Here is a 23,076-nt window from a genome sequence, read left to right on the forward strand (position 1 = left end):
ATTGACCGATCGTTCCAATTAAAGGACACTCGCCCCATGGCACGACCGAAGCAGTTCGATCCCGACGTGGCGCTGGACGCCGCGATCGATGTGTTCCGCGAGCACGGCTACGCGGGCACGTCGGCCGAGATGCTGGTCGAGGCGATGCACATCGGCAAGCAGAGCCTCTACAACACCTTCGGCGGCAAATGGCCGCTGTACTGCGCGGCGCTGGAGCGCTATGCGGCGGCCGAGACGGCCGGCCACATCGATGCACTGGGCAGTGCGCCGACGGCGCTGGGCGGCGTGGAGGCGATGATGAAAAGAGTCGTTGCCGAGGCACGACTGGCCTGCCTGGGCACGCATTCGATCAGCGAGTTCGGCGATGCGCGCGAGGGCACCGAAGAGCTGGCGCGGATCCGCCAATCCGCCGGCCGCTCGCTGCGCACGGCGCTGGCCACCCGATTGCGTCAGGCGCAGCGGGACGGAGAGGTGTCGACGGAGCTGGACGTGCAGCACGCAGCCGGTTTCCTGATCGCCAACATCGCGGGCATCCGGCTGGCCGCCCGCGGCGGCGCCGGGGACGCCGAACTGCGGGCACTGGCACGGTTGAGCCTGCAGGCGCTCAAGTAGGGCATCTGCTTTTTTTTGGTCTATTTTTGAATGATTGTTCAATTTAAGGAATGACGATGACGACAGCAAATGAGACGGCAAATGGAAATGGCGTGGCAATGGTCTTCGGCGGCTCGCGCGGCATCGGCGCGGCGATCGCACGGCGGCTGGCGCGGGAGGGCTACGACGTGGCGCTGACCTATGTGTCACGCCCGGACGATGCCGCGGCGGTGGCGGCGGACATCGAGGCCCTCGGCCGGCGCGCCCTCGCGATCCGAGCCGACAGCGCGGACGCAGCGGCGCTGCAGCAAGCCGTCGAGCAGGCGACCGAACGGTTCGGCCCGCTGGACCTCGCCGTCGTCAATGCCGGCGTGCTGGCACTGGGCACGCTGGCGGAACTGCGGCTCGAAGACCTAGACCGGATGCTGGCCGTCAATGTGCGCGGCGTGTTCGTGGCGATCCAGGCCAGCGCCGCGCGGATGAAGGATGGCGGCCGCATCATCACGATCGGCAGCAATACGGCGGTCCGGACCGGTACGCCGATCGGCGCCGCCTACGCGATGACCAAGGCGGCGGTGGCCGCGCTGGTCAAGGGCGTGGCGCTGGATCTCGCGCCCCGCCGCATCACCGTCAACAACGTCCAGCCCGGCCCGACCGAGACCGACATGACGGCCGATCATCACGCGCTGATCCTGCCGATGGTGCCGCTGCGCCGTCTGGCAGAGCCGGATGAGGTTGCCGGCATGGTGGCCTACCTGGCGAGCGCCGAGGCCGGCTTTGTCACCGGAGCCAGCCTCACGATCGACGGCGGCTTCGTGCTCTGACAGACACCGCCTCAAGCCCGCTCGGCCAGGTCTTTCAGTGCCGTCAGCACGTCGATGAAATCGCCGGTCACGTGCGGACCAAACTCGGCGGCCTGCGGGCCGTCGATCTCGGTGCGGTAGACGACCTTGGTGCCGCCCCAGGCTAGCGGGATCAGTTCGTGCGAGACGACGACGCGTGTGTCGTCGATCACCGTCTCGTCGACGAAATGCCGGTTCTCGACGACATCCAGCAGCTTGCTGGTGAAGGCGTCCTGCCCCGGCGGCTGCATCACGAAGCGGGTGCCGCTGGTGAAGTCGCCGAGCAGCAGGATTCGCTCGATGCCGGCGTTCCAGCGCTTCCAGCCGGGCACGTCGGTGAAGAGGTTCCACAGCGTGGCCGGCTGCGCGTGGGTTTCGATGCTGGCTTCATGGGTCCACATGGCGTTTTCCTTGTTCTGGGGTGGGCGATTCATTGGAACGCCCTCCTCCTGACAAGGCTGTGGCAGCAACGACGGCTGCCGCGCTCAGGCCGAAGCCCAGCAGCGCCAGCGGCGGCAGATGCTCGCCCAGCACCACGAAACCCATCGCCGCCGACACGCCCGGCACGAGATAGAAGAGACGCGCCACCGCGCTCGCCTGGCCGCGCCGCACCATCAGGAACAACAGCGAGAACGCACCGATCGCATTCACCAGCGCAAGCCACAGCACGGCCAGCACCGCCTCCGCGCTCCACTGCACGGCCAGGCCTTCGAAGTGGCTCGCCGCCGGTGTCACCAGCAGGGCCGAGATGCCCACCTGCACGAAGGCGCCGCTGCGCAGGTCCATGCCGGCGCAGAAGCGCTTCTGGTACAGCGTGCCGGCCACCAGGCCGAAGAGGCCCATCGCCGCCAGCCCATAGGCCGCAGCGCCGCCACCCTGCACCGGCTTGCCCACGACGACCAGCGCGATGCCCGCCAGGCCGCCCAGCAGGCCGATGAGCTGCATCCGCCCCAGCCGCTCGCCGAGCCACAGCCAGGCGCCCAGGCAGGTCGCCACCGGCATCATGCCGATCAGCAGCGCCGCGATGCCGCTGGGCAAGCCCTGCCGCATCGACTCGTAGACGCCGACGAACTGCGTCAGCTGCATCAGCAGCCCGACGACGACGAGATGCGCCCAGTCCCGCGCGCGTCGCGGCCAGGGCGCATGGCTCATCACGGCGATGGCCAGCAGGACACCGGCCGCGATGCCGAAGCGCAGCGCCAGCAAGGTCAGCGGCCCGAGATGCGCCAGCGCCACCTTGCCCATCACGTAGCCGCTGCTCCACAGCACGACGAAGAGCAGCGGCAGGCTCATCGCGGCCAGCGGCACCGACGGCAGGGCCGGGCGGAATGTGCGTGCAAGTTCGGCGTTATGCATGGGGCAGCTCCTCGAAGGAAATCCAGTGGCGCCACTGTAGAAATTAGCCGATCAGGACACAATTCGCTCACAGATCGATTCAGAGTTTCCAACTGGAGAACAACGATGGGCCGCCTCGAAGACCTGCTCGCCTTCGCCCGCGTCGTGGACGCGCGCAGCTTCTCGGGCGCAGCGCGCGTGCTGTCGACGACCAAGTCGGCCGTCAGCAAGCAGGTCGTGCGGCTGGAAACGCAACTCGGCGCCAAGCTGCTGCACCGCACGACGCGCAGCGTGAGCCCCACGGCGGAAGGCCGCGGCGTCTACGAACGCGCGCTGCGCCTGCTCGACGAGGCGCAGGCACTGGCGGATGAGATCGAAGGCACGCAGGAGCCACGCGGCGTGCTGCGGCTGTCCACCTCCACCGCCTTCGGCAACCTGCAGTTCACCGCGCTGATGGGCGAGTTCTGCGCCCGCTACCCGAAGGTGCAACTGGTGCTTGGGCTGAACGACCGCTATGTGGACCTGGCCGAGGAAGGCTTCGACGTCGTGATGCGGCTGACGTCGCGGCCCTCGCCAGGGCTGGTGGCACGGCGGCTCGCGGCGATCCGCTACGTGACCTGTGCCTCGCCCGCCTACCTGCGCGCGAATGGCCGGCCCGAAACGGTCGAGGCGCTGGCCGAGCATCACTGCCTGCTGTTCGGCTACTTGCATGCGCCGGACCGCTGGCAGTTCCGCCACGCCATTCACGGCGAGGCCGGCGTGCCGGTGCGCGCCGCGCTGCGCTTCGAGAGCGGCCTCACCGTCAACAGCAGCGAATCGCTGCGTGTGGCCGCGCTGGCGGGCTTGGGCTTAGCCGTGCTGCCCACCTACGCCGTTGGCGACGACCTGCGCGCCGGCCGGCTCGAAGCGGTGCTGCCCGACTGGCAACCGCTGGGCGGCAATGCCGACGCCGACACGCTCTACGCCGTCTACCTGCCCAGCCGCCAGCCCAGCCCGAAGGTGCGCGCGCTGATCGACTTCATGCTGGAGAAGATGGGACAAGTGCCACCTTGGGACCGAGAGTGATGCCCCTCGCCCGGTCTCGCCGCGCTGAACGCGGGCGAGCCCAGTCGGTCCCCCGCGGGGACGCCGGGCCGGCTTGGGGCGGCCCGGCGCTCGGCCCGAGCCAGCTTTGCGACAATGCCGCCCCATGCCGCTGATCCCCTACGCCCTCACCCGCCCCTTCCTGTTTGGCCTCGATCCCGAACACGCCCACGAACTGACGCTGGGCAGCATCGCGAAACTGCAGAACACGCCGGCGCAATGCCTGTGGTCGCAGACCCGCGTCAAGGACCCGGTCACCGTGGCCGGCCTCAAGTTCCCCAACCGCATCGGCCTGGCCGCCGGCCTGGACAAGAACGGCCGTTGCATCGACGGCCTGGGGGCGATGGGCTTCGGCTTCATCGAGGTGGGCACGGTGACGCCCAAGGGCCAGCCGGGCAATGACAAGCCGCGCATGTTCCGCCTGCCGGAGGCCGATGCGCTGATCAACCGCCTCGGCTTCAACAACGAGGGCCTGGATGCCTTCCTCGCCAACGTCCGGCGCGCCCGCAGCTTCCGCGCGGCCGGCGGCCTGGTGGGTCTGAACATCGGCAAGAACGCCGCCACCCCGATCGAGAACGCGGTGGACGACTACCTGATCGGCCTGGCGGGCGTGTTCCCGCATGCCGACTACATCACCGTCAACATCTCGAGCCCCAACACGAAGAACCTGCGCGCGCTGCAGAGCGACGAGGCGCTGGACGCGCTGCTGTCCCGGCTCCAGGAGCGCAAGCTGGCGCTGGCCGTCGAGCACAAGCGCCGCGTGCCGATGTTCGTCAAGATCGCGCCGGACCTGGACGAAGCCCAAGTCGGCGTGATCGCCCGCACCTTGAAGGCCAACGGCATCGACGGCGTGATCGCGACGAACACGACAATCTCCCGCGAGGCCGTCAAGGGCTTGCCGCACGCAGAGGAAACCGGCGGCCTGTCGGGCCGGCCGGTGTTCGAGGCCAGCAACCGCGTGATCGGCCTGCTGCGTGCGGAGCTGGGCGCGGGCTATCCGATCATCGGGGTCGGCGGCGTGCTGAGCGGCGCCGATGCGCAAGCCAAGCTGGCTGCCGGCGCGGACCTGGTGCAGGTCTACACGGGGCTGATCTACCGCGGCCCCGCGCTGGTGAGTGAGTGCGCGGCGGCGATGGCGCGCGCCTAGGTCGCATCATGGGCATCGAGATCGAGCGCAAGTTCCTCGTCGTCGGCGAGGCCTGGAAGCAAGGCCTGACCCCCGAGCGCCTCAGCCAGGGCTACCTGAACCGCGACAAGCAGCGCACGGTGCGCGTGCGCCTGGCTGGCGGCGCGGCCTGGCTGACGATCAAGGGCGAGTCGCGCGGCGCTACCCGGGCCGAGTTCGAATATCCGATCCCGGTGGAAGACGCCGAGCAACTGCTGGCCCTGTGCGACGGTCCGCGGGTCGAGAAGTACCGCTGGCGCGTGCCGCACGGCGGGCTGGTCTGGGAAGTGGACGAATTCCTCGGCGACAACGCCGGGCTGGTCGTCGCCGAGGTGGAGCTGGCCGCGGAAGACCAGGCATTCGATATGCCCTCCTGGGCGGGCGAGGACGTCACCGCCGACCCGCGCTACTTCAACTCCAGCCTGGCGAGCCGTCCGTTCAAGGACTGGTGAGCCCCAAGAACCCGATGACGCGCATGCCCCGTACCTTCGCCTCCGCCTGGCAGCAACTGCGCGACCTGCTGGCCTCGATCGGCCCGCTGTTCTTCCTCGTCGCTGCGCTGATCGTCGGCGCCTACTGGTGGATCGACCCGCAGCCGCCGCACACGGTGCGCATGGCCACCGGCCCGGAGGGCTCCACCTACGCGCTGTTCGGCAAGCGCTACGCCGAGCAGCTGAAGGCCAAGGGCATCGAGGTGCGCGAGATCGCCACCGCCGGCTCGGCCGAGAACCTGCAGCTGCTGCGCGAGGACAAGGCCGACGTCGCCTTCATCCGCGGCGGCACCGACGAGTACACCGACGACGACGCGCTGCTCTCGCTCGGCTCGCTGTTCTACGAACCGCTGTGGATCTTCTATCGCAAGCTGCCGAAGGCGCCGCCGATCACCGCGCTGCCCCAGCTCGCCAAGCTGCGGCTGAGCGTGGACACGCCCGGCAGCGGCGTGCCCCTGTTGATGGAGCGCTTGTTCAAGGCCAACAAGCTGGACATGGCCACGCTGCACATCGAAAACCTGCCGCCCGAGGCCGCCACCGAGGCGCTGCTGGCCGGCAAGCTCGACGCCATCGTGCTGGCGCAAGCGCCGCAGTCGCGCTTCGTCCGCAAGCTGCTGCGTGCGCCCGACATCGCGCTGGTGGACATGGCCCAGGCCGATGCCTACAGCCGCCGCTTCGGCTTCTTCTCCAGCGTCACCCTGCCGCGCGGCGTGGCCGAGCTGGCGTCAGACCTGCCGCCGCAGGACGTCTCGATGGTGGCGCTGACGACCGCCTTGCTGGCCCGCGAGGACGTGCATCCCGCACTGCGTGAACTGTTCGCCGACGCCGCCGTGAAGCTGCACGGCGAGGTCGGCTGGTTCAACCGCGCGCGCGACTTCCCGAACACCCGTACCAGCGAACTGCCGGTGAGCCCCGAGGGCGACCAGGCGATCAACGGTACGCCGCCCTTCTACAAGCGCTGGCTGCCTTTCTGGCTGGCTAATCTGGTCCAGCGCATGGGTCTGCTGATCGGCGGTTTCCTGGTGTTGCTGCTGCCGCTGTCGCGCGTGATCCCGCCGCTGTACCAGTGGCGCGTGCGCCGCCGCGTGTTCCGCTGGTACGCGCTGCTGCGCGAGATCGAGGAGCGCGTCGAGACCGGCCAGGAGACGGCAGACAGCGCGCACAAGCGGCTCGACCAGCTTGACGAGCGGGTCAACCGCGTGGCCGTGCCGCTGTCGTACGCGGATGAGCTTTACGCGCTGCGCAACAACATCCACGCGGCGCGCAAGCGGATCGTGGCGCGGGAGCCCGGCCCGAGATAGCGCCTGATTGGAATGGAAAAGCCCCGGCGCACCGTGGAGTGCGCCGGGGCTTGGAGCCTGCGAGGGGATTCGATCAGCGGAGCGTACGCCGCCGACGCGTGGCCACCAGGCCCACCGCGCCCAGGCCCGCCATCAGCATCACATAGCTGCCGGGCTCGGGCACGGGGCTCACAGCCTGGACGCTGATGGCACCGTTGTAGGCACCGCCCAGGGAGCCCGTGGCGCGACCGAAGATGTCAAGGTAGTAGACCCCGCCCTCCGTGGCAGGCACCGAGAAGGAGTAGGAGCCGACCGAACTCAGGTTGCCGGAAGCAACAACCTTGTCGTCGGCGTTGCCCACCACACCGTCCGCGCCGGCATAGGCGAGGTCGAAACCACTGAACGACAGGTTCAGGGTGCCGAGCGACCCCAGGTCAATCGGAAAGTTCTGGAACGAATAGCCCGAGCCGCCGTTCGTCGGCAACGCGAAGGTGTAGGTATCCGCGAAGATGCCGTTGGCGACCGTGGCACTGAAGGTCTTCGGAACCCCGATGCTCACGGCACCGAGGTTGTAAGTGGTCGCGGAAGCGTTCCCGCCCAGCAAGGCCGACGCGATGACCGCGCTGGCAAATACAGCTTTGAGAAGAAATAGCTGCTTCATGTGATTTCCTTAACGGAGCAAGCGTCGACATTTCGTGATGCAAGATGAGTGTGCAGCTCTTTGTCGCTTATTTCAATGTCACAACCCCTCTAAATGAGGGGGTGCACAAGGCGACAGCGGTCCATCGGCGCCGCGCCCGCCTGCCTCTTCAGGGCGCCAGCACCCGCATCACCCGCTGCATGCCTTCCACCGGCTTGCCCTTGCGCGCACGCTTGCCCGCATAGCCGGCCAGCGCGGCGCCCTTCAGCAGCTCTTCCTTCGCCTTGCCACCCCGCCCGCTGCCCTGCACCAGCAGCTGCTGCGTGAACGCGGCGACGCTGACCAGCGCGTCCTTGGGCTCCAGGTCGATCAGAGTCAGGCCGCGGCCGCCCTTGGGCTGGTGCTTCAGCTCATCGATCGGGTAGCTCAGCAGCCGCCCCTGCAGCGAGAGGCAGGCGAACTGCACGCCTGCGACTTCGCCCGCCGGCAGCAGCGCCGGCGGCAGCGGTTTCTCCTCGCCCTCCAGCGCCAGGAAGGTCTTGCCGGCCTTCTTGCTGCCGACCAGGTCGCCGGTCTGCGCGATCAGGCCGAAGCCGCCCGTGCCGGCCAGCACCATCTTCTGGCCCGGCGCTGCGGCGAGGTAGTGCGCGATCTGCGTGCCGCTCTCCAGCTCGATCAGCGTCGTGATCGGCTGGCCGTCGCCGCGGCCACCCGGCAGCAATGAGACCGGCACCGAGTAGACGCGGCCATTGCTGCCGAACACGATCAGCGGGTCGACGCTGCGGCAGGGGAACACGCCGTAGAGCTGGTCCCCGCTCTTGAAGGCCAGCGCCGCCGGATCGACCTCATGGCCCTTCAGCGCGCGCACCCAGCCCTTCATCGAGACGACCACCGTCACCGGCTCGTCGACGATGCGCACCTCGGCCACCGCGCGCTTCTCGGCCTGGATCAAGGTACGGCGCTCGTCGCCGTACTGCTTGGCATCGGCCTCGATCTCCTTGACCACGGTGCGCTTGAGCACGCCGGGGTTGGCCAGGATGTCCGCCAGCTTCGCCTGCTCCTCGCGCAGCTTGGCCAGCTCCTGCTCGATCTTGATCGCCTCCAGCCGCGCGAGCTGGCGCAGGCGGATTTCAAGAATGTCCTCGGCCTGGCGGTCGCTCAGCTTGAAGCGCTCGATCAGCGCCGGCTTGGGCTCGTCCGCGTTGCGGATGATGCGGATCACCTCGTCGATGTTCAGCAGCACCAGTTGCCGGCCTTCCAGCACGTGGATGCGGTCCAGCACCTTGTCCAGCCGGTGCTGCGTGCGGCGCTGCACGGTGGCCTGGCGGAAGGCCAGCCACTCGCTGAGGATCTGGCGCAGGCCCTTCTGCGTGGGCCGGCCATCCAGGCCGATCATCGTCAGGTTGATCGGTGCGGAGCTTTCCAGGCTGGTGTGGGCCAGCAAGGTCGTGATCAGGTCCTGCTGCTCGACGGTGCGGCTCTTCGGCTCGAATACCAGGCGCACCGGCGCGTCCTTGCTGGATTCGTCACGCACCACATCCAGCACGGCCAGCAGGCTGGCCTTGAGCTGCATCTGCTCCTGGGTCAGCGCCTTCTTGCCGGTCTTGACCTTGGGGTTCGAAAGTTCCTCGATTTCCTCCAGCACCTTCTGCGAGCTGGTGCCGTGCGGCAGCTCGGTGACGACCAGCTGCCACTGGCCGCGCGCCAGATCCTCGATCTTCCAGCGTGCGCGCAGCTTCAGGCTGCCGCGGCCGGACTGGTAGGCGGCGCGGATGTCCTCGGGCGGGCTGATCAACTGGCCGCCACCGGGGAAGTCCGGGCCGGGCAGCAAGGTGAACAACTCGTCGTCCGACAGTTTCTCGTTCTTCAGCAGCGCCACGGCCGCGGCCGCCACCTCGCGCAGGTTGTGGCTGGGCACTTCCGTGGCCATGCCGACGGCGATGCCCGAGGCACCGTTGAGCAGGGTGAACGGGAGCCGCGCCGGCAACTGCTTGGGCTCCTCGGTGGAGCCGTCGTAGTTGGCGATGAAGTCGACCGTGCCCTCGTCGATCTCGTCGAGCAGCAGCCGCGCGATCGGGGCCAGGCGCGCTTCCGTGTATCGCATCGCCGCGGCGCCGTCGCCGTCGCGCGAACCGAAGTTGCCCTGGCCGTCGATCAGCGGGTAGCGCTGCGAGAAGTCCTGCGCCATGCGCACCAGCGCGTCGTAGACCGACTGGTCGCCGTGCGGGTGGAAGCGGCCCAGCACGTCGCCGACGACGCGGGCGCCCTTCACGGGCTTGGCGCCGGCGTTGCCGCTGAAGGACAGGCCCATGCGCTCCATCGCGTACAGGATGCGGCGCTGCACCGGCTTTTGGCCGTCGCACACATCGGGCAGCGCGCGGCCCTTGACGACCGACAGCGCGTATTCGAGGTAGGCGCGCTCGGCGTAGTGGGCCAGGGTCAGCGCGTCGCTGTTGTCGTCGGACGGCGGCGGCGGCGGTGGCGGTGGCGGAGCTGCGGCAAAGAGGTCGGCTTGGTCACTACTCATCGGTTACTTCGGTTCGGATGTCAGATGTTCATTGGGACAGGTGCAGCTCCAGCTGCTGCGCCTTCGCGGGCAGGCTGCGTTGCAGCAGCGCCCAGTAGAGTTCGAGCACCAGTTGCACATGGGCGCGGGTCTCGTCGATGTCGGGCACGCGGCCGCCGGCCTTGCGCACCGCGCCCTCGCCGGCGTTCCAGGCAGCCAGCGCGGCATCGATGCGGCCGAAGCGCTTGATCAGGTCGGCCAGCATGCGCGCGCCGGTCAGCACATTGATGCGCGGATCGAGCAGGCGCTGTGCGTCGGCGGCCGTGGCGTAGCGGGCGGCGGTCTCGGGCGTGATCTGCATCAGGCCCATCGCGCCGCGCGGCGAGACCGCGTCGCGCTTGTAGCCGGACTCCACCGCGATCACCGCCTTCAGCAATTCCATGTCCACGCCGTGCCGGGCGGCGGCCTGGCGCAGATAGGGCTGCACGGCCTTGACCTCGGGCGCGATGTCCAGCCAGGTCAGCAGCGGCTGGCTGCCGTCGAGCTTGCCAGGCACGCGGCCGAAGGCAGCACCGGGCGTGCCCATCACCAGGCTGTAGCTGCCGTCCAGCGGCGCCGAGGCCAGGTGCGCGATACCGCGACCGTCGACATAGCCCCACAGCTCGGCATGCGCTGCCGTGGCGGCGAATGTGAGGACGAGCGCCAGCAGCCGCTTCACGCGCCCGGCTCCTCGACGCCCAGCGCCTGCCGCGCCTGGTACTCGCGGTCCAGCATGGACATCACGACCAGGCTGTCGTAGCCGTCCGCGCCGACGCCAGACAGGCGCACGCTCTCGCGCAGCCGCCCTTCCTCGACGAAGCCCTCGCTCGCATAGAGCTTCTGCGCCCGCACGTTCAGCGCCTTCACGTCCAGCCAAAAGCGGTGGGCGCCGAGCTGGGTGAAGGCCATCTTCTTCAGCAGGCGCACGCAGGCGCGGCCGTAACCCAGGCCCTTGGGGCCCAGCACCAGGCGCTTCAGCTCGATCGAGCGATGCGGGTTGCGGCAGCCCTGCAGGATCACGAAGCCGGCCATGGCTCCATCACCTTCACCAGCCTCGACGACGAAATGCCGCGAATCCGGGAAGCGCACCGCGCCCTCGTGCTGCGTGCGCTCCCACGGCGTGATGAACGGCAGATTGGTGGCGTCCTGCTCGACCGAGACGACGAAGTCCAGATCGGACAGCATCGTCGGCCGCAGGTGCACGAGCGGCTTCATACGTCGATCTCGACCGAGTCTCCGTGGATTTCCATCAGCTCGCGCCGCGACGAGGCCTCGCCCTTGCCCATCAGCTTGTTGATCGCGGTCTCGGTGGCCTCCAGGTCCAGCAGGCCGTAGCTGATCGGGCTCAGGCGGCGCGTCTCGGGGTTCAGCGTCGTGTCCCAGAGCTGTTCGGCGCTCATCTCGCCCAGGCCCTTGAAGCGGCTGATGCTCCAGGAGCCTTCGCGGGCGCCTTCCTTGCGCAGCTTGTCCAGCGTGGCGGTCAGCTCACCCTCGTCCAGCGCGTAGATCTTGGCGGCCGGCTTCTTGCCACGGGCCGGCGCGTCCACGCGGTACAGCGGCGGGCGGGCGATGTAGACGTGGCCGGTCTCGACCAGCTTCGGGAAATGGCGGAAGAACAGCGTCAGCAGCAGCACCTGGATGTGCGAGCCGTCCACGTCCGCGTCGGACAGGATGCAGACCTTGCCGTAGCGCAGGCCCGACAGGTCCGGCGAGTCGTTCTTGCCGTGCGGGTCGACGCCCAGCGCCACGGAGATATCGTGGATCTCGTTGTTGGCGAACAGGCGGTCGCGCTCGACCTCCCAGGTGTTCAGCACCTTGCCGCGCAGCGGCAGCACGGCCTGCGTTTCCTTGTCGCGGCCCATCTTGGCCGAGCCGCCGGCCGAGTCCCCTTCGACCAGGAAGACCTCGTTGAGCGTCAGGTCGCGGCTCTCGCAGTCGGTCAGCTTGCCGGGCAGCACGGCCACGCCGGAGCCCTTGCGCTTCTCGACCTTCTGCGCCGCGCGCTGGCGTGTCTGTGCCTGCTTGATGACCAGCTCGGCCAGCTTCTTGCCGTGCTCCACGTGCTGGTTCAGCCACAACTCCAGGCCCGGCTTCACGTAGGTGGAGACGAGGCGCAGCGCGTCGCGCGAGTTCAGCCGCTCCTTGGTCTGACCCTGGAACTGCGGGTCCAGCACCTTGGCCGAGAGCACGAACGAGGCACGCGAGAACACGTCGTCCGGCATCAGCTTGACGCCCTTGGGCAGCAGGCTGTGCATCTCGATGAAGCCCTTGATCGCGCCGAACAGGCCGTCCTTCAGGCCGGACTCGTGCATGCCGCCGGCCACCGTCGGGATCAGGTTGACATAACTCTCCCGCATGACGGTGCCTTCGTCGGTGAAGGCCACGCACCAGGCGGCGCCCTCGCCTTCGGCGAAGTTCTCGGTCTCGGACTTGCTGGCGTACTGCTCGCCCTCGTACAGCGGGATCAGCGGATCGGCCACCAGGGTCTGCATCAGGTAGTCGCGCAGGCCGCCCTTGTAGGACCAGGTCTGCACATCGCCGGTCTTCTCGTTCTTCAGCGTCACGATGACGCCGGGCATCAGCACGGCCTTGGAGCGCAGCAGGTGCACCAGCTCGTTCTTCGGCAGCTCGGCGCTCTCGAAATACTTGGCATCGGGCCAGACGCGCACCGTCGTGCCCTGCTTGCGGTCACCCGAGGCCGCAGGCCGCACGCTGACCGGCTCCACCACGTCGCCGCCCGAGAAGGCCAGCGCCGCCACCTGCTTCTCGCGCCAGACGCTCACCTCCAGCCGCTTGGCCAGCGCGTTCGTCACCGAGACACCCACGCCGTGCAGGCCGCCCGAGAAGCTGTAGGCGCCGCCCGAGCCCTTGTCGAACTTGCCGCCGGCATGCAGCCGCGTGAAGACGATCTCGACGACCGGCACGCCCTCCTCCGGATGCAGGCCGAAAGGGATGCCGCGGCCGTCGTCCGCCACGCTGACCGAGCCGTCCGCATGCTGCACCACGTCAATGCGCTTGCCGAAGCCGGCCAGCGCCTCGTCGGCCGCGTTGTCGATGACTTCCTGGATGCAGTGCAGCGGGTTGTCCGTGCGGGTGTACATGCCGGGCCGCTGCTTGACGGGCTCCAGGCCTTTCAGGACGCGGATCGACGCCTCGCCGTAGGAAGAAGGGGTCGTGGGGTTCGTAGCCATAGGGGCGGGATTCTATGGTTAGCATGTCGGCCCTATGAGCCGCCGCCTGCTGTCCCTGCTTTCGCTGTCCGTAACGATTCTTTTCAGCGGCATCGCCCGCGCCCAGGGCCAGGCGCCCGATGCCGAGCCCTTCAAGGCCAGCGCGCAGCTGAGCTTCGCCCTGGTCAACGCCCAGTGGTTCGACGGCCAGGGTTTCAAGAAGGGCACGCTCTACATCGTGGACGGCAAGTTCACCGCGCAGAAGCCCGCCCGCGTGAACCGGCGCATGGACCTGAAGAACCAGTTCATCATTCCGCCGCTGGCTGAGGCCCACAACTACAACCTGCAGAACGACTGGGGTATCGAGCACTACGAACAGCGCTACATCCAGGACGGCGTGTTCTATGCCGCCATGCTCTGCAGCGACCCGGCCGAGCTGGCCACCGCCAAGACGCAGCTGAACACCCAGGACAGCCCCGACGTCGTCTTCGCCAGCGCCTGCATCACCTCCAGCGACGGCCAGCCGCTGGCAGCATTGATGGCCGCCCCAGCCAAGCCGAAGCTGGCCGACATCGCCGACAAGGCGGTGCTGGTGATGGACAAGCCCGAACAGGTCGACCAGAAATGGAAGCTGGTCACCCAGCGCAAGCCCGATCTCGTGCGCATCACCCTGAGCTACAGCGACAAGCCCGAGCTGCGCGCCAAGCCCGAGCTGAAGGGCCGGCTGGGCCTGGACGCCGAGACGGCGGCGGCGATCGTCAAGCACGCGCACCAGTCGAACCTGCGGGTCAGCGCCAACGTCGACAGCGCGGGCGACTTCGACGCCGCCGTGCGCGCGGGCGCCGACAACATCGCCCACCTGCCCGGCCACTTCAACCACCACGGCGACGGGCCCGAGCGCTACCTGATCAGTGCCGACACCGCCGCGCTGGCCGCACGACAGAAGACGACCGTGACGACCGCCATCGCCGCCACGCAGCTCTACAAGACCACGCCCGAGCAGGCCGAGAGCCTGCGCCAGACGCAGATCAAGAACCTGCAGACGCTGAAGGCCGCCGGCGTCACCCTGCTGCTGGGCTCGGACGTGTTCACCGGCACCTCGCAGGCGGAGCTGGCGCGGCTGGCCGAGACCGGCGTGTTCAGCAACGCCGAGCTGCTGAAGATGGCGACGATGGACACCCCGCGTGCGCTGTTCCCCAAGCGCCAGATCGGCTGCTTCGAGCCGGGTTGCGAGGCCAGCTTCCTGCTGCTGCCCAGCGACCCGCTGCAGGACCTCAAGGCCGTGGCCACGCCGATGTTCCGCGTCAAGCAGGGCCGCATCCTGACCCAGGTGGACGACGTGGCCGAGACCAGCGCCACGGCCACCGAATCGACCGACGCGGCGAAGAAAGCCAAGGCGGCCGGCAAGAAGAGCACGAAGAAGAAGGCGCCGGCAACGGCCGCCAAGCCGCGCAAGAAGACTTAGGCCTGCACCGTCTTCAACTGCTGCAGGCGCTCGGCCAGCGCAGGGTCCTGCAGCGCCGATTCCAGGTTGCGCAGCCACGGGTGCGCCAGGTAGGCGCGGAAATGGAAGAAATCGGCCGGCGCCTCGTCCAGCACGGCCAGGCCTTCCAGCGTGGCCGGTGCGCCGTCCGCCAGGCGCTCGCCGACACGGGCGCAGAAGTAGGCCAGCGCCAGGCGCCCCTCACGGTCCGGCCAGCGCGGGTCGGGCGGGCTGGTCAGCAGGCTGTCGATGTCAGCGGCATCGGCCACCAGCGCCGGCGGCAGCCCCCATTCGGTCATCAGCAGGCGGCCGATCTCTGCGGCGGGCAGGCCCAGCGCCGCCTGCTCGGCGATCGAGCGCGCCAGCAGGCCTTCGCGCGGGATCGTGGCCAGCTCCTCGGCCGTTGCACCGCCCTCGATCGCCAGCCGGCCGAGGAAGGAGAGTACCAGCGCGCTGACGGTGGCGCCCGCCGCGTCGAAGTGCAGCGCCTGGCAGAGATGGCGGGCCAGTTCGCTCGCGATGCCGCTGGCCCGCCAGCTGGCCTCCAGCCGTGCGGCGCGGGCGGGGTCGTCGGTGCTGAAAGCGGCCAGCATCAGGTAGCGCAGGCAGATCGAGCGCACGCCGTTGACGCCCAGCACCATCACGGCCTGGTCGATGCTCGCGGCGGGCCGCTGCAGGCCATAGGCCGGGGAATTGACGACGGCCAGCAGTCGCGCAGCGATCAGCGGCTCGGTGGCGATCAGGTCCACCAGTTGCGCCGAACTCGCGGTGTTCAGGAAATCCGGCGACAGCAGTTGCTGCAGCAGCGCCGGCGGGCGCGGCACCTTGCGGAACAGCGTGAACAGGTCGCGCCGCCGCTCGGGCGACAGCTCATCGGCATGGGTCGGCCGGAAGGCCAGCAGCGCTTCGGGCGCTGGCGGCCGGGGCCGGGCGGACGGCTCGGGCTGCACCGGTGCCGGTGCCGGCACCTTGGCAGCGGTGACCAGCGGTGGCGCTTCCTGCACCTTGCGCGGCCGCCGCAGCAGCACGAAGGCAGCAACCGCGACGGCCGCAATGCCCCACCAGAGATAGTCGTTGATCATTGTTGTTCCCTGCCCCGAATCGGTTGGCCGCCTAACTGTAAGTTCGAGCGGTGCGGCGGAACCCGGCTCTTTTTCTCGAACCGCGCAAGTTGGCGCGCATTGGCTACATTCGTAGGCATGAACGCCACGACCACCTCTGCCGCCGACGCCAAGCTGTCGATGACCCGGGTCCTGCTCTGCGGGGCGATGGTCGTCACGACCTCGATGGGCATCCGCCACGGCTTTGGTCTGTGGCTGCAGCCGATCACGATGGAACGCGGCTGGACGCGCGAAACCTTCTCCTTCGCGATCGCGGTGCAGAACCTCTGCTGGGGTCTGGCCGGGCCGCTGGCCGGCATGGTGGCGGATCGCTTCGGCGCGTTCCGCGTGCTGCTAGCGGGCAGCCTGCTCTACGCGCTGGGGCTGCTGGGCATGGCCGCCTCGGCCAGTGGCTGGGCCTTCACAGCCACGGCCGGCGTGCTGATGGGCGTCGCCCAGGCGGGCACGACCTACGCGATCGTCTATGGCGTGATCGGGCGCAACATCGCGGCGGAGAAACGATCCTGGGCGATGGGCGTGGCGGCGGCGGCCGGCTCCTTCGGCCAGTTCCTGATGGTGCCGGTGGAGAACTGGCTGATCGGCCACGCGGGCTGGCAAAACGCGCTGTTCGTGCTGGCGGCGGTGGCGCTGGTCATCATGCCGCTGGCCGTGGGCCTGCGCGAGCGCCCGCAGCAAGGCGGCCCGGCGCACGGCGCCCGCCAGAGCATCGGCAGCGCGCTGCGCGAGGCCTTCGGCTACCGCAGCTTCCAGTTGCTGATGGCAGGCTACTTCGTCTGCGGCTTCCAGCTCGTCTTCATCGGCGTGCACATGCCCAGCTACCTGAAGGACCGCGGGCTGTCGCCGCAGGTCGCCACCGTCGCGCTGGCACTGATCGGGCTGTTCAACGTGTTCGGCACCTACGCGGCCGGCAGCCTGGGCGAGAAGGTGCCCAAGCGCTACCTGCTGTCGGGCATCTACGCGCTGCGCGTGCTGGCGATGATCGCCTTCCTCAGCGTGCCGGTGAGCCCGATGACGGTGTACCTGTTCGCCGCGATGATGGGCTTCCTGTGGCTGTCCACGGTGCCGCCGACGAACGCGGTGGTGGCGCAGATCTTCGGCGTGCAGCACATGTCGATGCTGGGCGGCTTCGTGTTCCTGAGCCACCAGGTCGGCAGCTTCCTGGGCGTCTGGCTGGGCGGCAAGCTGTACGACGCGACCGGCAGTTACGACATCGTCTGGTGGCTGGCCGTGGCGCTGGGCGTGATGGCGGCGCTGGTGAACCTGCCGGTGCGCGAAGGCGCGATCGAGCGCCACGCGGCAGCGGCATGAAGATCCACACCAAGCGCTGGCTCGCCCGCGGCGCTGCGGCGCTTGCGTTAACGCTGGTCTTCCTCGCCTACACGCAGCCGGCGCTGATGACGCAACTCTCGCAACAACTCTGGGCCTGCTTTTGAGCATCACCGACATCTCCCCCTGGCTGCGGCGCTGGCCGCAGGCCGTCCGACCCGGCGCCACGGCGCTGGATCTCGCCTGCGGCTCGGGCCGCCACCTGCGCCACCTGGCAGCGGCGGGCATGAAGGTCACCGGCGTCGATCGCGACGAGGTGGCCGTCGCCCCGCTGCGCGGAATCGCCGAGATCGTCGTCGCCGACATCGAAGGCAAGGCCTGGCCCCTGGAAGGCCGTACGTTCGACCTGGTGCTGGTCACAAATTACCTGTGGCGGCCACTGCTGCCGCGCATCGTCGCCGCGGTGGCGCCGGGCGGCTGGCTGGTCTACGAGACCTTTGCCGACGGTCAGCAGACGATCGGCCGGCCCGCGCGCCCGGACTTCCTGCTGCAGCCCGGCGAGCTGCTCGACCTCTGCCGGAGCGAGTTGCGCGTGATCGGCTACGAGGATGGCTATGAAGGTGGATCCGGGCAGTCAGTCGTCAACGGCCGTTATGTCCAGCGCGTTGCTGCGGTTCGGCCGGCCGGCGAGGCCGGGATTTACCAGCGCCACATGCTGGACTGAGGCTTAGCGCCCGGACGCTTCAGTAGAATCGCGGGATTACTGGGAACCATTCCATGAACGGACTTGTTGGCAGCATCGTCGCTCTGGTGACGCCGATGCACGAAGACGGCAGCGTCGACTACCCCGCGCTGCGCAAACTGATCGACTGGCACATCGCCGAAGGTACGGCCTGCGTGGGCGTCGTCGGCACGACCGGCGAGTCGCCGACGGTGAGCATGGAGGAGAACCGCGAGATCATCCGCGCCGCCGTCGAGCATGCCGCGGGCCGCATCCCCATCATGGCCGGCACCGGCGCGAACTCGACCGCCGAGGCGATCGAGCTGAGCCGCTACGCCAAGGAAGTCGGCGCCGACTGCACGCTGTCGGTCGTGCCCTACTACAACAAGCCTTCGCAGGAAGGCATCTACCAGCACTACCGGGCGATCGCCGAGGCCGTCGACATCCCGATGATGCTGTACAACGTGCCCGGTCGCACGGTGGCGGACATGGCACCGGAGACCTCGCTGCGCTGTGCCGCCCTGCCCGGCGTGTTCGGCGTCAAGGAAGCCACCGGCAACATCGAGCGCGCCGCCTGGCTGATCAAGAACGCGCCGAAGGGCTTCTCGATCTATTCCGGCGACGACGGCACCGCCATCGCGCTGATGCTGCTGGGCGGCCATGGCAACGTCAGCGTCACCGCCAACGTCGCGCCGCGCGCGATGGCCGAGCTGTGCCGCGCCGCGCTGGCCGGCAAGGCCGCCGAGGCCACGAAGATCCACTTCCAGCTGCTGGCGCTGCACAAGCAGCTGTTCTGCGAACCCAGCCCCGCGCCGGCCAAGTGGGCGATGGCCCGCCTGGGCCTGTGCGCCGCCCACCTGCGCCTGCCGATCACGCCGCTGACCGACGCCGGCCAGACCAGCGTCGAGCGCGCGATGGTCGAGGCCGGCCTGCTCTGATCGGCCTGCCTGCGCCGATCTGATCTAATGCCGCACTTTCTTGCGACCGGAGCAGCAGCGCGGCTCCGGCGCCCCTTCCGAACCCCGGAGATGTCTAGCGTGACCCGTTCCCCCATTGTTGATTCGTCGTCCACCGCCGTGCGCGTCGCCTGCCTGGCCCTGGTCGCCACGCTGGCCGGCTGCAGCACCGTCGAAGGCTGGTTCTCGTCCGACAAGGTCGACTACAACAACAACGCCCGCCAGACCGCCGGCCTGCAAGTGCCGCCCGACCTGACCCAGCTGGCCAAGGACAGCCGCTCGCAGATCCAGGGTGGCAGCGTCAGCGCCGCCGCGCTGGCCCAGCAGCAGGAAGCGGGCAACACGGCCGGCAGCAACCGTGCAGCAGCGGCCCCCGGCTCGCGCGGCGCGGTCGCGCTGAACAGCGCCGGCGACGCCAGCATCGAACGCAGCGGCAGCGACCGCTGGGTCCACACCAGCCTGACGCCCGAGCAGACCTGGCCGCAGGTGCTCGCGTTCTGGAAGGAAAACGGCTTCGAGATCGCCAGCAGCGATGCCGATACCGGCATGATCGAAACCAACTGGATCGAAGACAAATCCAAGCTGCCGCAGGACTTCTTCCGCCGCACGATCGGCAAGGTCTTCGACAGTCTCTACTCGACCGGCGAGCGCGACATGTACCGCGCCCGCGTCGAACGCGATGAGAAGGGTGGCACCGACATCTTCATCAGCCATCGCGGCAAGACCGAGGTCTACACGAACACGCAGAAGGACAACACCGGCTGGCAGGATCGCCCGAGCGACCCGCTGCTGGAAGCGCAGATGCTGTCGCGCCTGATGCTCAAGCTGGGCGGCAAGACTCTGGCAGCGCCGACGACCCTCGCCAGCGCCGACGACGCCGCATCGGCTCCTGCAGCGCCGGTGCCGGCCTCGGTTCTGCCGGACACGAAGAAGGCACGCCCGCTGTCCGAAGTGCCGGATCAGCTGGTGGTCAACGACAACTTCGAGCGCGCATGGCGCCGCGTCGGCCAGTCGCTGGACCGCCATGGCTTCACGATCGAGGACCGCGACCGCACGCTGGGCATGTTCTTCCTGCGCTACGCCGATCCATCCAAGGCCGGCCAGGACGAGCCGAACTTCTTCCAGCGCCTGTTCAGCAGCGACAAGGGCGCCGAGCCGATCCGCTATCGCGTGCTGGTCAAGGCGCAGGGCCAGACCACGGTTGTCTCGATCCTGGACAACAAGGGCCAGGCACAGACGAACGACATCGCCAAGGGCATCCTGAACCTGCTGATGGACGACCTGCGCTGATTCTCAGCGTTAGCATCGACAAGAACGCCGCCGCACCGCAAGGGCCGGCGGCGTTTTTCATGAACCAGGCGGTATCCCTTCTTCCATGCGTTTCTGCAGTCTCGGCAGCGGCAGCGGCGGCAACGGCACGCTGATCGAAGCCAGCCAGGGCATCACGCGCACGCGCGTGCTGGTCGACTGCGGCTTCAGCCTGCGCGAGCTGACGCGGCGACTTGAGCGCGCCGGCACCTCCCCGGCCGAACTCGACGCGGTGTTCATCACGCATGAGCACGGCGACCACGCCGGCTGCGTGCTGACCTTGGCGGCGAAGCACCGCGTGCCGATCTACACCAGCCGCGGCACCTGGCGCGCGATCGGTCAAGCGGACTTCGACGCCGCGCCGGTGCACTTCGTGCGCAGCGATGAATGCATCGCGCTGGGCGACCTCGAGTTGCAACCGTTCGCAGTGCCGCACGACGCGCAGGAGCCTTTGCAGCTCCGCGCCACCGACGGCTGGCGCCGACTGGGACTGATCACCGACATCGGCTCCCTGACACCCTTCGTCACCGCGGCCCTGCAGGGCTGCGACGCGCTGCTGCTGGAATGCAACCACGATGAGGCGCTATTGCAGGCTTCGAGCTACCCGGCGAGCCTGAAGCGCCGCATCCTGGGCAGCCATGGCCACCTGTCCAACGCCAGCGCGGCCGAGTTGCTGGCGCAGTGCCGCCACGAGCGACTGCGGCACGTCGTCGCCGCCCACCTGAGCGCACAGAACAACACGCCGGCTCTGGCTGCCGCAGCGCTTGCCGCAATACTCGGCTGCAGCGCGCGCGAAATACCCGTGGCCGATCAGGCCCTGGGTTTTGATTGGCTGGTACTGAATTGATCGTGATTCAGCGATACCCAATCAAACTCGGTCAGTAACCCGTCAGAAACTCGAGATTCCCGAGGGAACTTCTTCAATTCGTGCCAGATTGGCACATCAGAAAAACGAAAAGCCGCCCGGCATGACGCCGAACGGCTTTTTCGTTTCGCGGCACACACGAGCCTTGCGGCTCGGCGCGCTCAACGATCAGTTGCTGGCAGCGCTGGCCGAAGCGTCAGCGGCGGCCGGAGCCGAAGCGTCCATGGCCGGAGCCGAAGCGGCTTCCGAAGCGGCCGGGGCCGGAGCGGCGACCGGAGCCGGAGCAGGAGCGGCTTCTTCCTTCTTGCCGCAAGCGGCCAGGGCAACAGCAGCAACCAGGGAAGCCAACAGGATCGACTTTTTCATACTTGTCCTCAAAGATCGTTAAACGATGAACGCGAAATTACCGGTAATTTTTGAAGCCACACGAATACTCGTCAGCTTCGCAAGACAAGACGACGAAAACCTCGAGCGTTTCCCTCGCCTAGCCGCTCATTATAGCCAGAGCTTTTGAATGCACTCATAGTCCGAACGTCGTGGATGGGAACGACAAGGTCGATCGTTGCGTCACGGCATCAAAAATTTCCCGGGATCTGAGCGCATCGACGGGCAATTCCGATGCCACCCCGCGCCAGGTCTGCGCATCCAGCAGACGCACCGAACGCTGCTGCGCGCCGCCGGCAGCAACCAGGAAGGCCGCGAGCTGGCTGCGGCCGACCATCGCCTCGGGTTCGTAACTTCGAGCCTCGACGCAATGGTCGAAGGTCGTCCGCCAACGCACGAAGCGTGGCTGCGCGCGGCGCAAGTCCTCGTACTGCAACGCCAGCAGATGCAGCCGCCGGCCAGGCTGCCGCGCCCAGGCGCTCAGGGCATCCAGCACAGCCGGCTCGGACAGCGGCCAAGCCTCGAAGCTGGCGTCCAGGCAGAACAGCTCGCGAGCGCCGCTGCCGTCGATCGCACAGGCCTGCAGCAGGGTTTCCCTCAGGGCGTCGACGAATGCGGTACGCCCTTCGAACACGCCCAGGGTCAGTGCCATTCAGGCCTCCTTTGCGTCGGGCCAGGCCGGCCGGATCCAGCCGTCTTCCGCCCACTGGTCCAGCACTTCGCGCGCGCCATCGGACAGCTGCGCGACCTGCTTCGCGCTCAGCGCACGCTCGTCAGCCAGCACATGCATCAGGCGTGCATCGCGCCCGGCCGCGCGGAACGATTCGCCGTTGATGAACACATGGGCGTCGTCGTACATCAGGCGGCTGCGGCGATCGAGGATCACGTCCACCCCGTCCGGCAGCGGCTCGCCGGGTTCGAACCAGACCTGCGGTTTCGGGTCCGTCAGCGCCTCGCCCAGGGCCCGCTCCAATGCCATCGGTTCCTTCAGCGCGCGCGCCACCGCATCGGCTGCAAAAATTTGTAAACCGTTGGGAATTTGCCCCGGATGGGCCGTCGCGGGCTGCTTCGGATCGGAATACACCCGATTGGCGTAGGGGCGATCCTCGTCGTCCATCAGGCGCTGCAGCAGTTCGCGCGCCAGCTCGGCCCGCCAGGGCGCGCGGAAGCCCACCGAGCAGGTCACGCAATCGCCGCCGACGGCCATGCCGTCATGCGCCCAGCCGGGCGGCAGGTAGAGCATGTCGCCCGCCTCCAGCACGAACTCCTCCGTCGGCTCGAAGTTGGCAATGATCTTCAGCGGCGTGTCCTCGCGCATCACGGCGTCCTTCTGCGCCCCGATGCGCCAGCGGCGCCGGCCCTGGGCCTGGATCAGGAACACGTCGTAGGAATCGAAGTGCGGGCCAACGCCGCCGCCATCGCTGGCGTAGGAAACCATCAGGTCGTCCAGCCGCGCCTCCGGCACGAAGCGAAAGCGCGCCAGCAGTTCGTGCGCGGCCGGCAGGTGCAGATCCAGCCCCTGCACCAGCAAGGTCCAGCCGGGCTTGGAGAACGGCGGCAGCTTGGCCAGCGGCCCGCGCCTCATCGCCCAGCGGCCGTCGAAGGAGGACACGAGGCGCGATTCCACGTCCTCGCTGGCGGCCAGCCGCGCCAGCTCGGCGCGCGTGGCGGGCGGCACCAGGCCAGGCAGCGCCTGGCGCACGACCAGCGGCTTCTTCTGCCAATGGCGGCGCATGAATTGCTCGGCTGTCAGGCCGCCGAGCAGGGCAAGAGGTTCATCGATCTGCATGGGGCTATTGTCCGTACGGGTCCGTATGAAACAATCGAGCG

At 68.3% G+C, this 23,076-nt stretch carries 24 protein-coding genes; 14 read left to right on the top strand and 10 right to left on the bottom strand.

Features of this window, described 5'->3' with window-relative positions:
* Window positions 1–36: 36 nt before the first annotated feature.
* Both SNE35_RS16690 and SNE35_RS16695 read left to right on the top strand, forming a co-directional pair.
* Entirely contained in the window at window positions 37–612 is a 576-nt protein-coding gene (locus SNE35_RS16690) for a TetR/AcrR family transcriptional regulator (protein WP_320424057.1), read from the top strand.
* 56 nt (window positions 613–668) lie between these two features.
* A complete protein-coding gene (locus SNE35_RS16695) occupies window positions 669–1,415 on the top strand; it encodes an SDR family oxidoreductase (protein ID WP_431312756.1) in 747 nt (248 codons plus the stop codon).
* Between the two features lie 11 nt (window positions 1,416–1,426).
* Here the strand turns inward: SNE35_RS16695 and SNE35_RS16700 are convergent, their stop codons facing one another.
* A complete protein-coding gene (locus SNE35_RS16700) occupies window positions 1,427–1,834 on the bottom strand; it encodes an SRPBCC family protein (RefSeq protein ID WP_320424059.1) in 408 nt (135 codons plus the stop codon).
* Window positions 1,821–2,789, bottom strand: coding sequence for a DMT family transporter (locus SNE35_RS16705; protein ID WP_320424060.1), 969 nt, complete (start codon window positions 2,787–2,789; stop codon window positions 1,821–1,823). Before SNE35_RS16705 ends, SNE35_RS16700 begins: the two co-directional genes overlap by 14 nt.
* 105 nt (window positions 2,790–2,894) lie before the next feature.
* On the opposite strand from SNE35_RS16705, the gene SNE35_RS16710 reads away from it, so the two are divergent.
* The 4 genes from SNE35_RS16710 to SNE35_RS16725 all read left to right on the top strand — a co-directional run bounded on the left by SNE35_RS16710 (window position 2,895) and on the right by SNE35_RS16725 (window position 6,808).
* On the top strand, window positions 2,895–3,833 hold the full coding sequence (locus SNE35_RS16710; protein ID WP_320424061.1) for a LysR family transcriptional regulator: 939 nt from the start codon (window positions 2,895–2,897) through the stop codon (window positions 3,831–3,833).
* 124 nt (window positions 3,834–3,957) lie between these two features.
* Window positions 3,958–4,998: a quinone-dependent dihydroorotate dehydrogenase gene (locus SNE35_RS16715; protein WP_320424062.1), complete on the top strand. Its 1,041-nt coding sequence runs from the start codon at window positions 3,958–3,960 to the stop codon at window positions 4,996–4,998.
* An 8-nt stretch (window positions 4,999–5,006) separates the two neighbouring features.
* Complete coding sequence (locus SNE35_RS16720; RefSeq protein WP_320424063.1) at window positions 5,007–5,468, top strand: CYTH domain-containing protein; 462 nt, start codon at window positions 5,007–5,009, stop codon at window positions 5,466–5,468.
* Between the two features lie 14 nt (window positions 5,469–5,482).
* Window positions 5,483–6,808 (top strand): TAXI family TRAP transporter solute-binding subunit, encoded by a 1,326-nt coding sequence (locus SNE35_RS16725; RefSeq protein WP_320424064.1) that lies wholly within the window; start codon window positions 5,483–5,485, stop codon window positions 6,806–6,808.
* A 73-nt stretch (window positions 6,809–6,881) separates the two neighbouring features.
* Here SNE35_RS16725 and SNE35_RS16730 read toward each other — a convergent pair whose 3' ends face one another.
* From SNE35_RS16730 to SNE35_RS16750, 5 genes are all read right to left on the bottom strand, one after another.
* A complete protein-coding gene (locus SNE35_RS16730) occupies window positions 6,882–7,448 on the bottom strand; it encodes an FxDxF family PEP-CTERM protein (RefSeq protein WP_320424065.1) in 567 nt (188 codons plus the stop codon).
* 148 nt (window positions 7,449–7,596) lie between these two features.
* The gene (gene parC / locus SNE35_RS16735; protein ID WP_320424066.1) at window positions 7,597–9,954 is read right to left on the bottom strand and encodes a DNA topoisomerase IV subunit A; all 2,358 of its coding nucleotides are present in this window, start codon (window positions 9,952–9,954) and stop codon (window positions 7,597–7,599) included.
* Between the two features lie 28 nt (window positions 9,955–9,982).
* Window positions 9,983–10,651, bottom strand: a complete 669-nt coding sequence (locus SNE35_RS16740; RefSeq protein ID WP_320424067.1) for a lytic transglycosylase domain-containing protein — start codon at window positions 10,649–10,651, stop codon at window positions 9,983–9,985.
* Entirely contained in the window at window positions 10,648–11,187 is a 540-nt protein-coding gene (locus tag SNE35_RS16745; RefSeq protein ID WP_320424068.1) for a GNAT family N-acetyltransferase, read from the bottom strand. The genes SNE35_RS16740 and SNE35_RS16745 overlap by 4 nt, the downstream gene beginning before the upstream one ends.
* Entirely contained in the window at window positions 11,184–13,163 is a 1,980-nt protein-coding gene (locus SNE35_RS16750; protein WP_320424069.1) for a DNA topoisomerase IV subunit B, read from the bottom strand. The genes SNE35_RS16745 and SNE35_RS16750 overlap by 4 nt, the downstream gene beginning before the upstream one ends.
* A gap of 34 nt (window positions 13,164–13,197) precedes the next feature.
* Here SNE35_RS16750 and SNE35_RS16755 point away from each other — a divergent pair, with 34 nt between their 5' ends.
* On the top strand, window positions 13,198–14,607 hold the full coding sequence (locus SNE35_RS16755) for an amidohydrolase family protein (protein ID WP_320424070.1): 1,410 nt from the start codon (window positions 13,198–13,200) through the stop codon (window positions 14,605–14,607).
* On the opposite strand, the gene SNE35_RS16760 is transcribed toward SNE35_RS16755, so the two are convergent.
* Window positions 14,604–15,707, bottom strand: a complete 1,104-nt coding sequence (locus tag SNE35_RS16760) for an HDOD domain-containing protein (protein ID WP_320424071.1) — start codon at window positions 15,705–15,707, stop codon at window positions 14,604–14,606. The genes SNE35_RS16755 and SNE35_RS16760 overlap by 4 nt on opposite strands.
* A 117-nt stretch (window positions 15,708–15,824) precedes the next feature.
* Here SNE35_RS16760 and SNE35_RS16765 point away from each other — a divergent pair, with 117 nt between their 5' ends.
* From SNE35_RS16765 to SNE35_RS16795, 7 genes are all read left to right on the top strand, one after another.
* On the top strand, window positions 15,825–17,054 hold the full coding sequence (locus SNE35_RS16765; protein WP_320424072.1) for an MFS transporter: 1,230 nt from the start codon (window positions 15,825–15,827) through the stop codon (window positions 17,052–17,054).
* On the top strand, window positions 17,051–17,179 hold the full coding sequence (locus tag SNE35_RS16770) for a hypothetical protein (protein WP_320424073.1): 129 nt from the start codon (window positions 17,051–17,053) through the stop codon (window positions 17,177–17,179). The genes SNE35_RS16765 and SNE35_RS16770 overlap by 4 nt, the downstream gene beginning before the upstream one ends.
* Window positions 17,176–17,736 (top strand): class I SAM-dependent methyltransferase, encoded by a 561-nt coding sequence (locus SNE35_RS16775; protein ID WP_431312757.1) that lies wholly within the window; start codon window positions 17,176–17,178, stop codon window positions 17,734–17,736. Before SNE35_RS16770 ends, SNE35_RS16775 begins: the two co-directional genes overlap by 4 nt.
* A gap of 53 nt (window positions 17,737–17,789) precedes the next feature.
* Window positions 17,790–18,671: a 4-hydroxy-tetrahydrodipicolinate synthase gene (dapA, locus tag SNE35_RS16780; RefSeq protein WP_320424074.1), complete on the top strand. Its 882-nt coding sequence runs from the start codon at window positions 17,790–17,792 to the stop codon at window positions 18,669–18,671.
* A gap of 99 nt (window positions 18,672–18,770) precedes the next feature.
* The gene (gene bamC / locus SNE35_RS16785) at window positions 18,771–19,979 is read left to right on the top strand and encodes an NlpB/DapX family lipoprotein (RefSeq protein WP_320424075.1); all 1,209 of its coding nucleotides are present in this window, start codon (window positions 18,771–18,773) and stop codon (window positions 19,977–19,979) included.
* Between the two features lie 85 nt (window positions 19,980–20,064).
* Window positions 20,065–20,844, top strand: a complete 780-nt coding sequence (locus SNE35_RS16790) for an MBL fold metallo-hydrolase (RefSeq protein ID WP_320424076.1) — start codon at window positions 20,065–20,067, stop codon at window positions 20,842–20,844.
* Window positions 20,845–20,932: 88 nt separating this feature from the next.
* Window positions 20,933–21,250 carry a hypothetical protein gene (locus SNE35_RS16795; RefSeq protein ID WP_320424077.1) on the top strand — a complete coding sequence of 106 codons (318 nt, stop codon included), beginning with the start codon at window positions 20,933–20,935 and terminating at the stop codon, window positions 21,248–21,250.
* 132 nt (window positions 21,251–21,382) lie between these two features.
* Here SNE35_RS16795 and SNE35_RS16800 read toward each other — a convergent pair whose 3' ends face one another.
* Complete coding sequence (locus tag SNE35_RS16800) at window positions 21,383–21,898, bottom strand: hypothetical protein (protein WP_320424078.1); 516 nt, start codon at window positions 21,896–21,898, stop codon at window positions 21,383–21,385.
* A complete protein-coding gene (locus SNE35_RS16805; protein WP_320424079.1) occupies window positions 21,899–23,035 on the bottom strand; it encodes a cupin domain-containing protein in 1,137 nt (378 codons plus the stop codon).
* Window positions 23,036–23,076: the final 41 nt, after the last annotated feature.

The sequence above is a fragment of the Roseateles agri genome (assembly GCF_034043675.1).
GTDB lineage: Bacteria > Pseudomonadota > Gammaproteobacteria > Burkholderiales > Burkholderiaceae_C > KK5.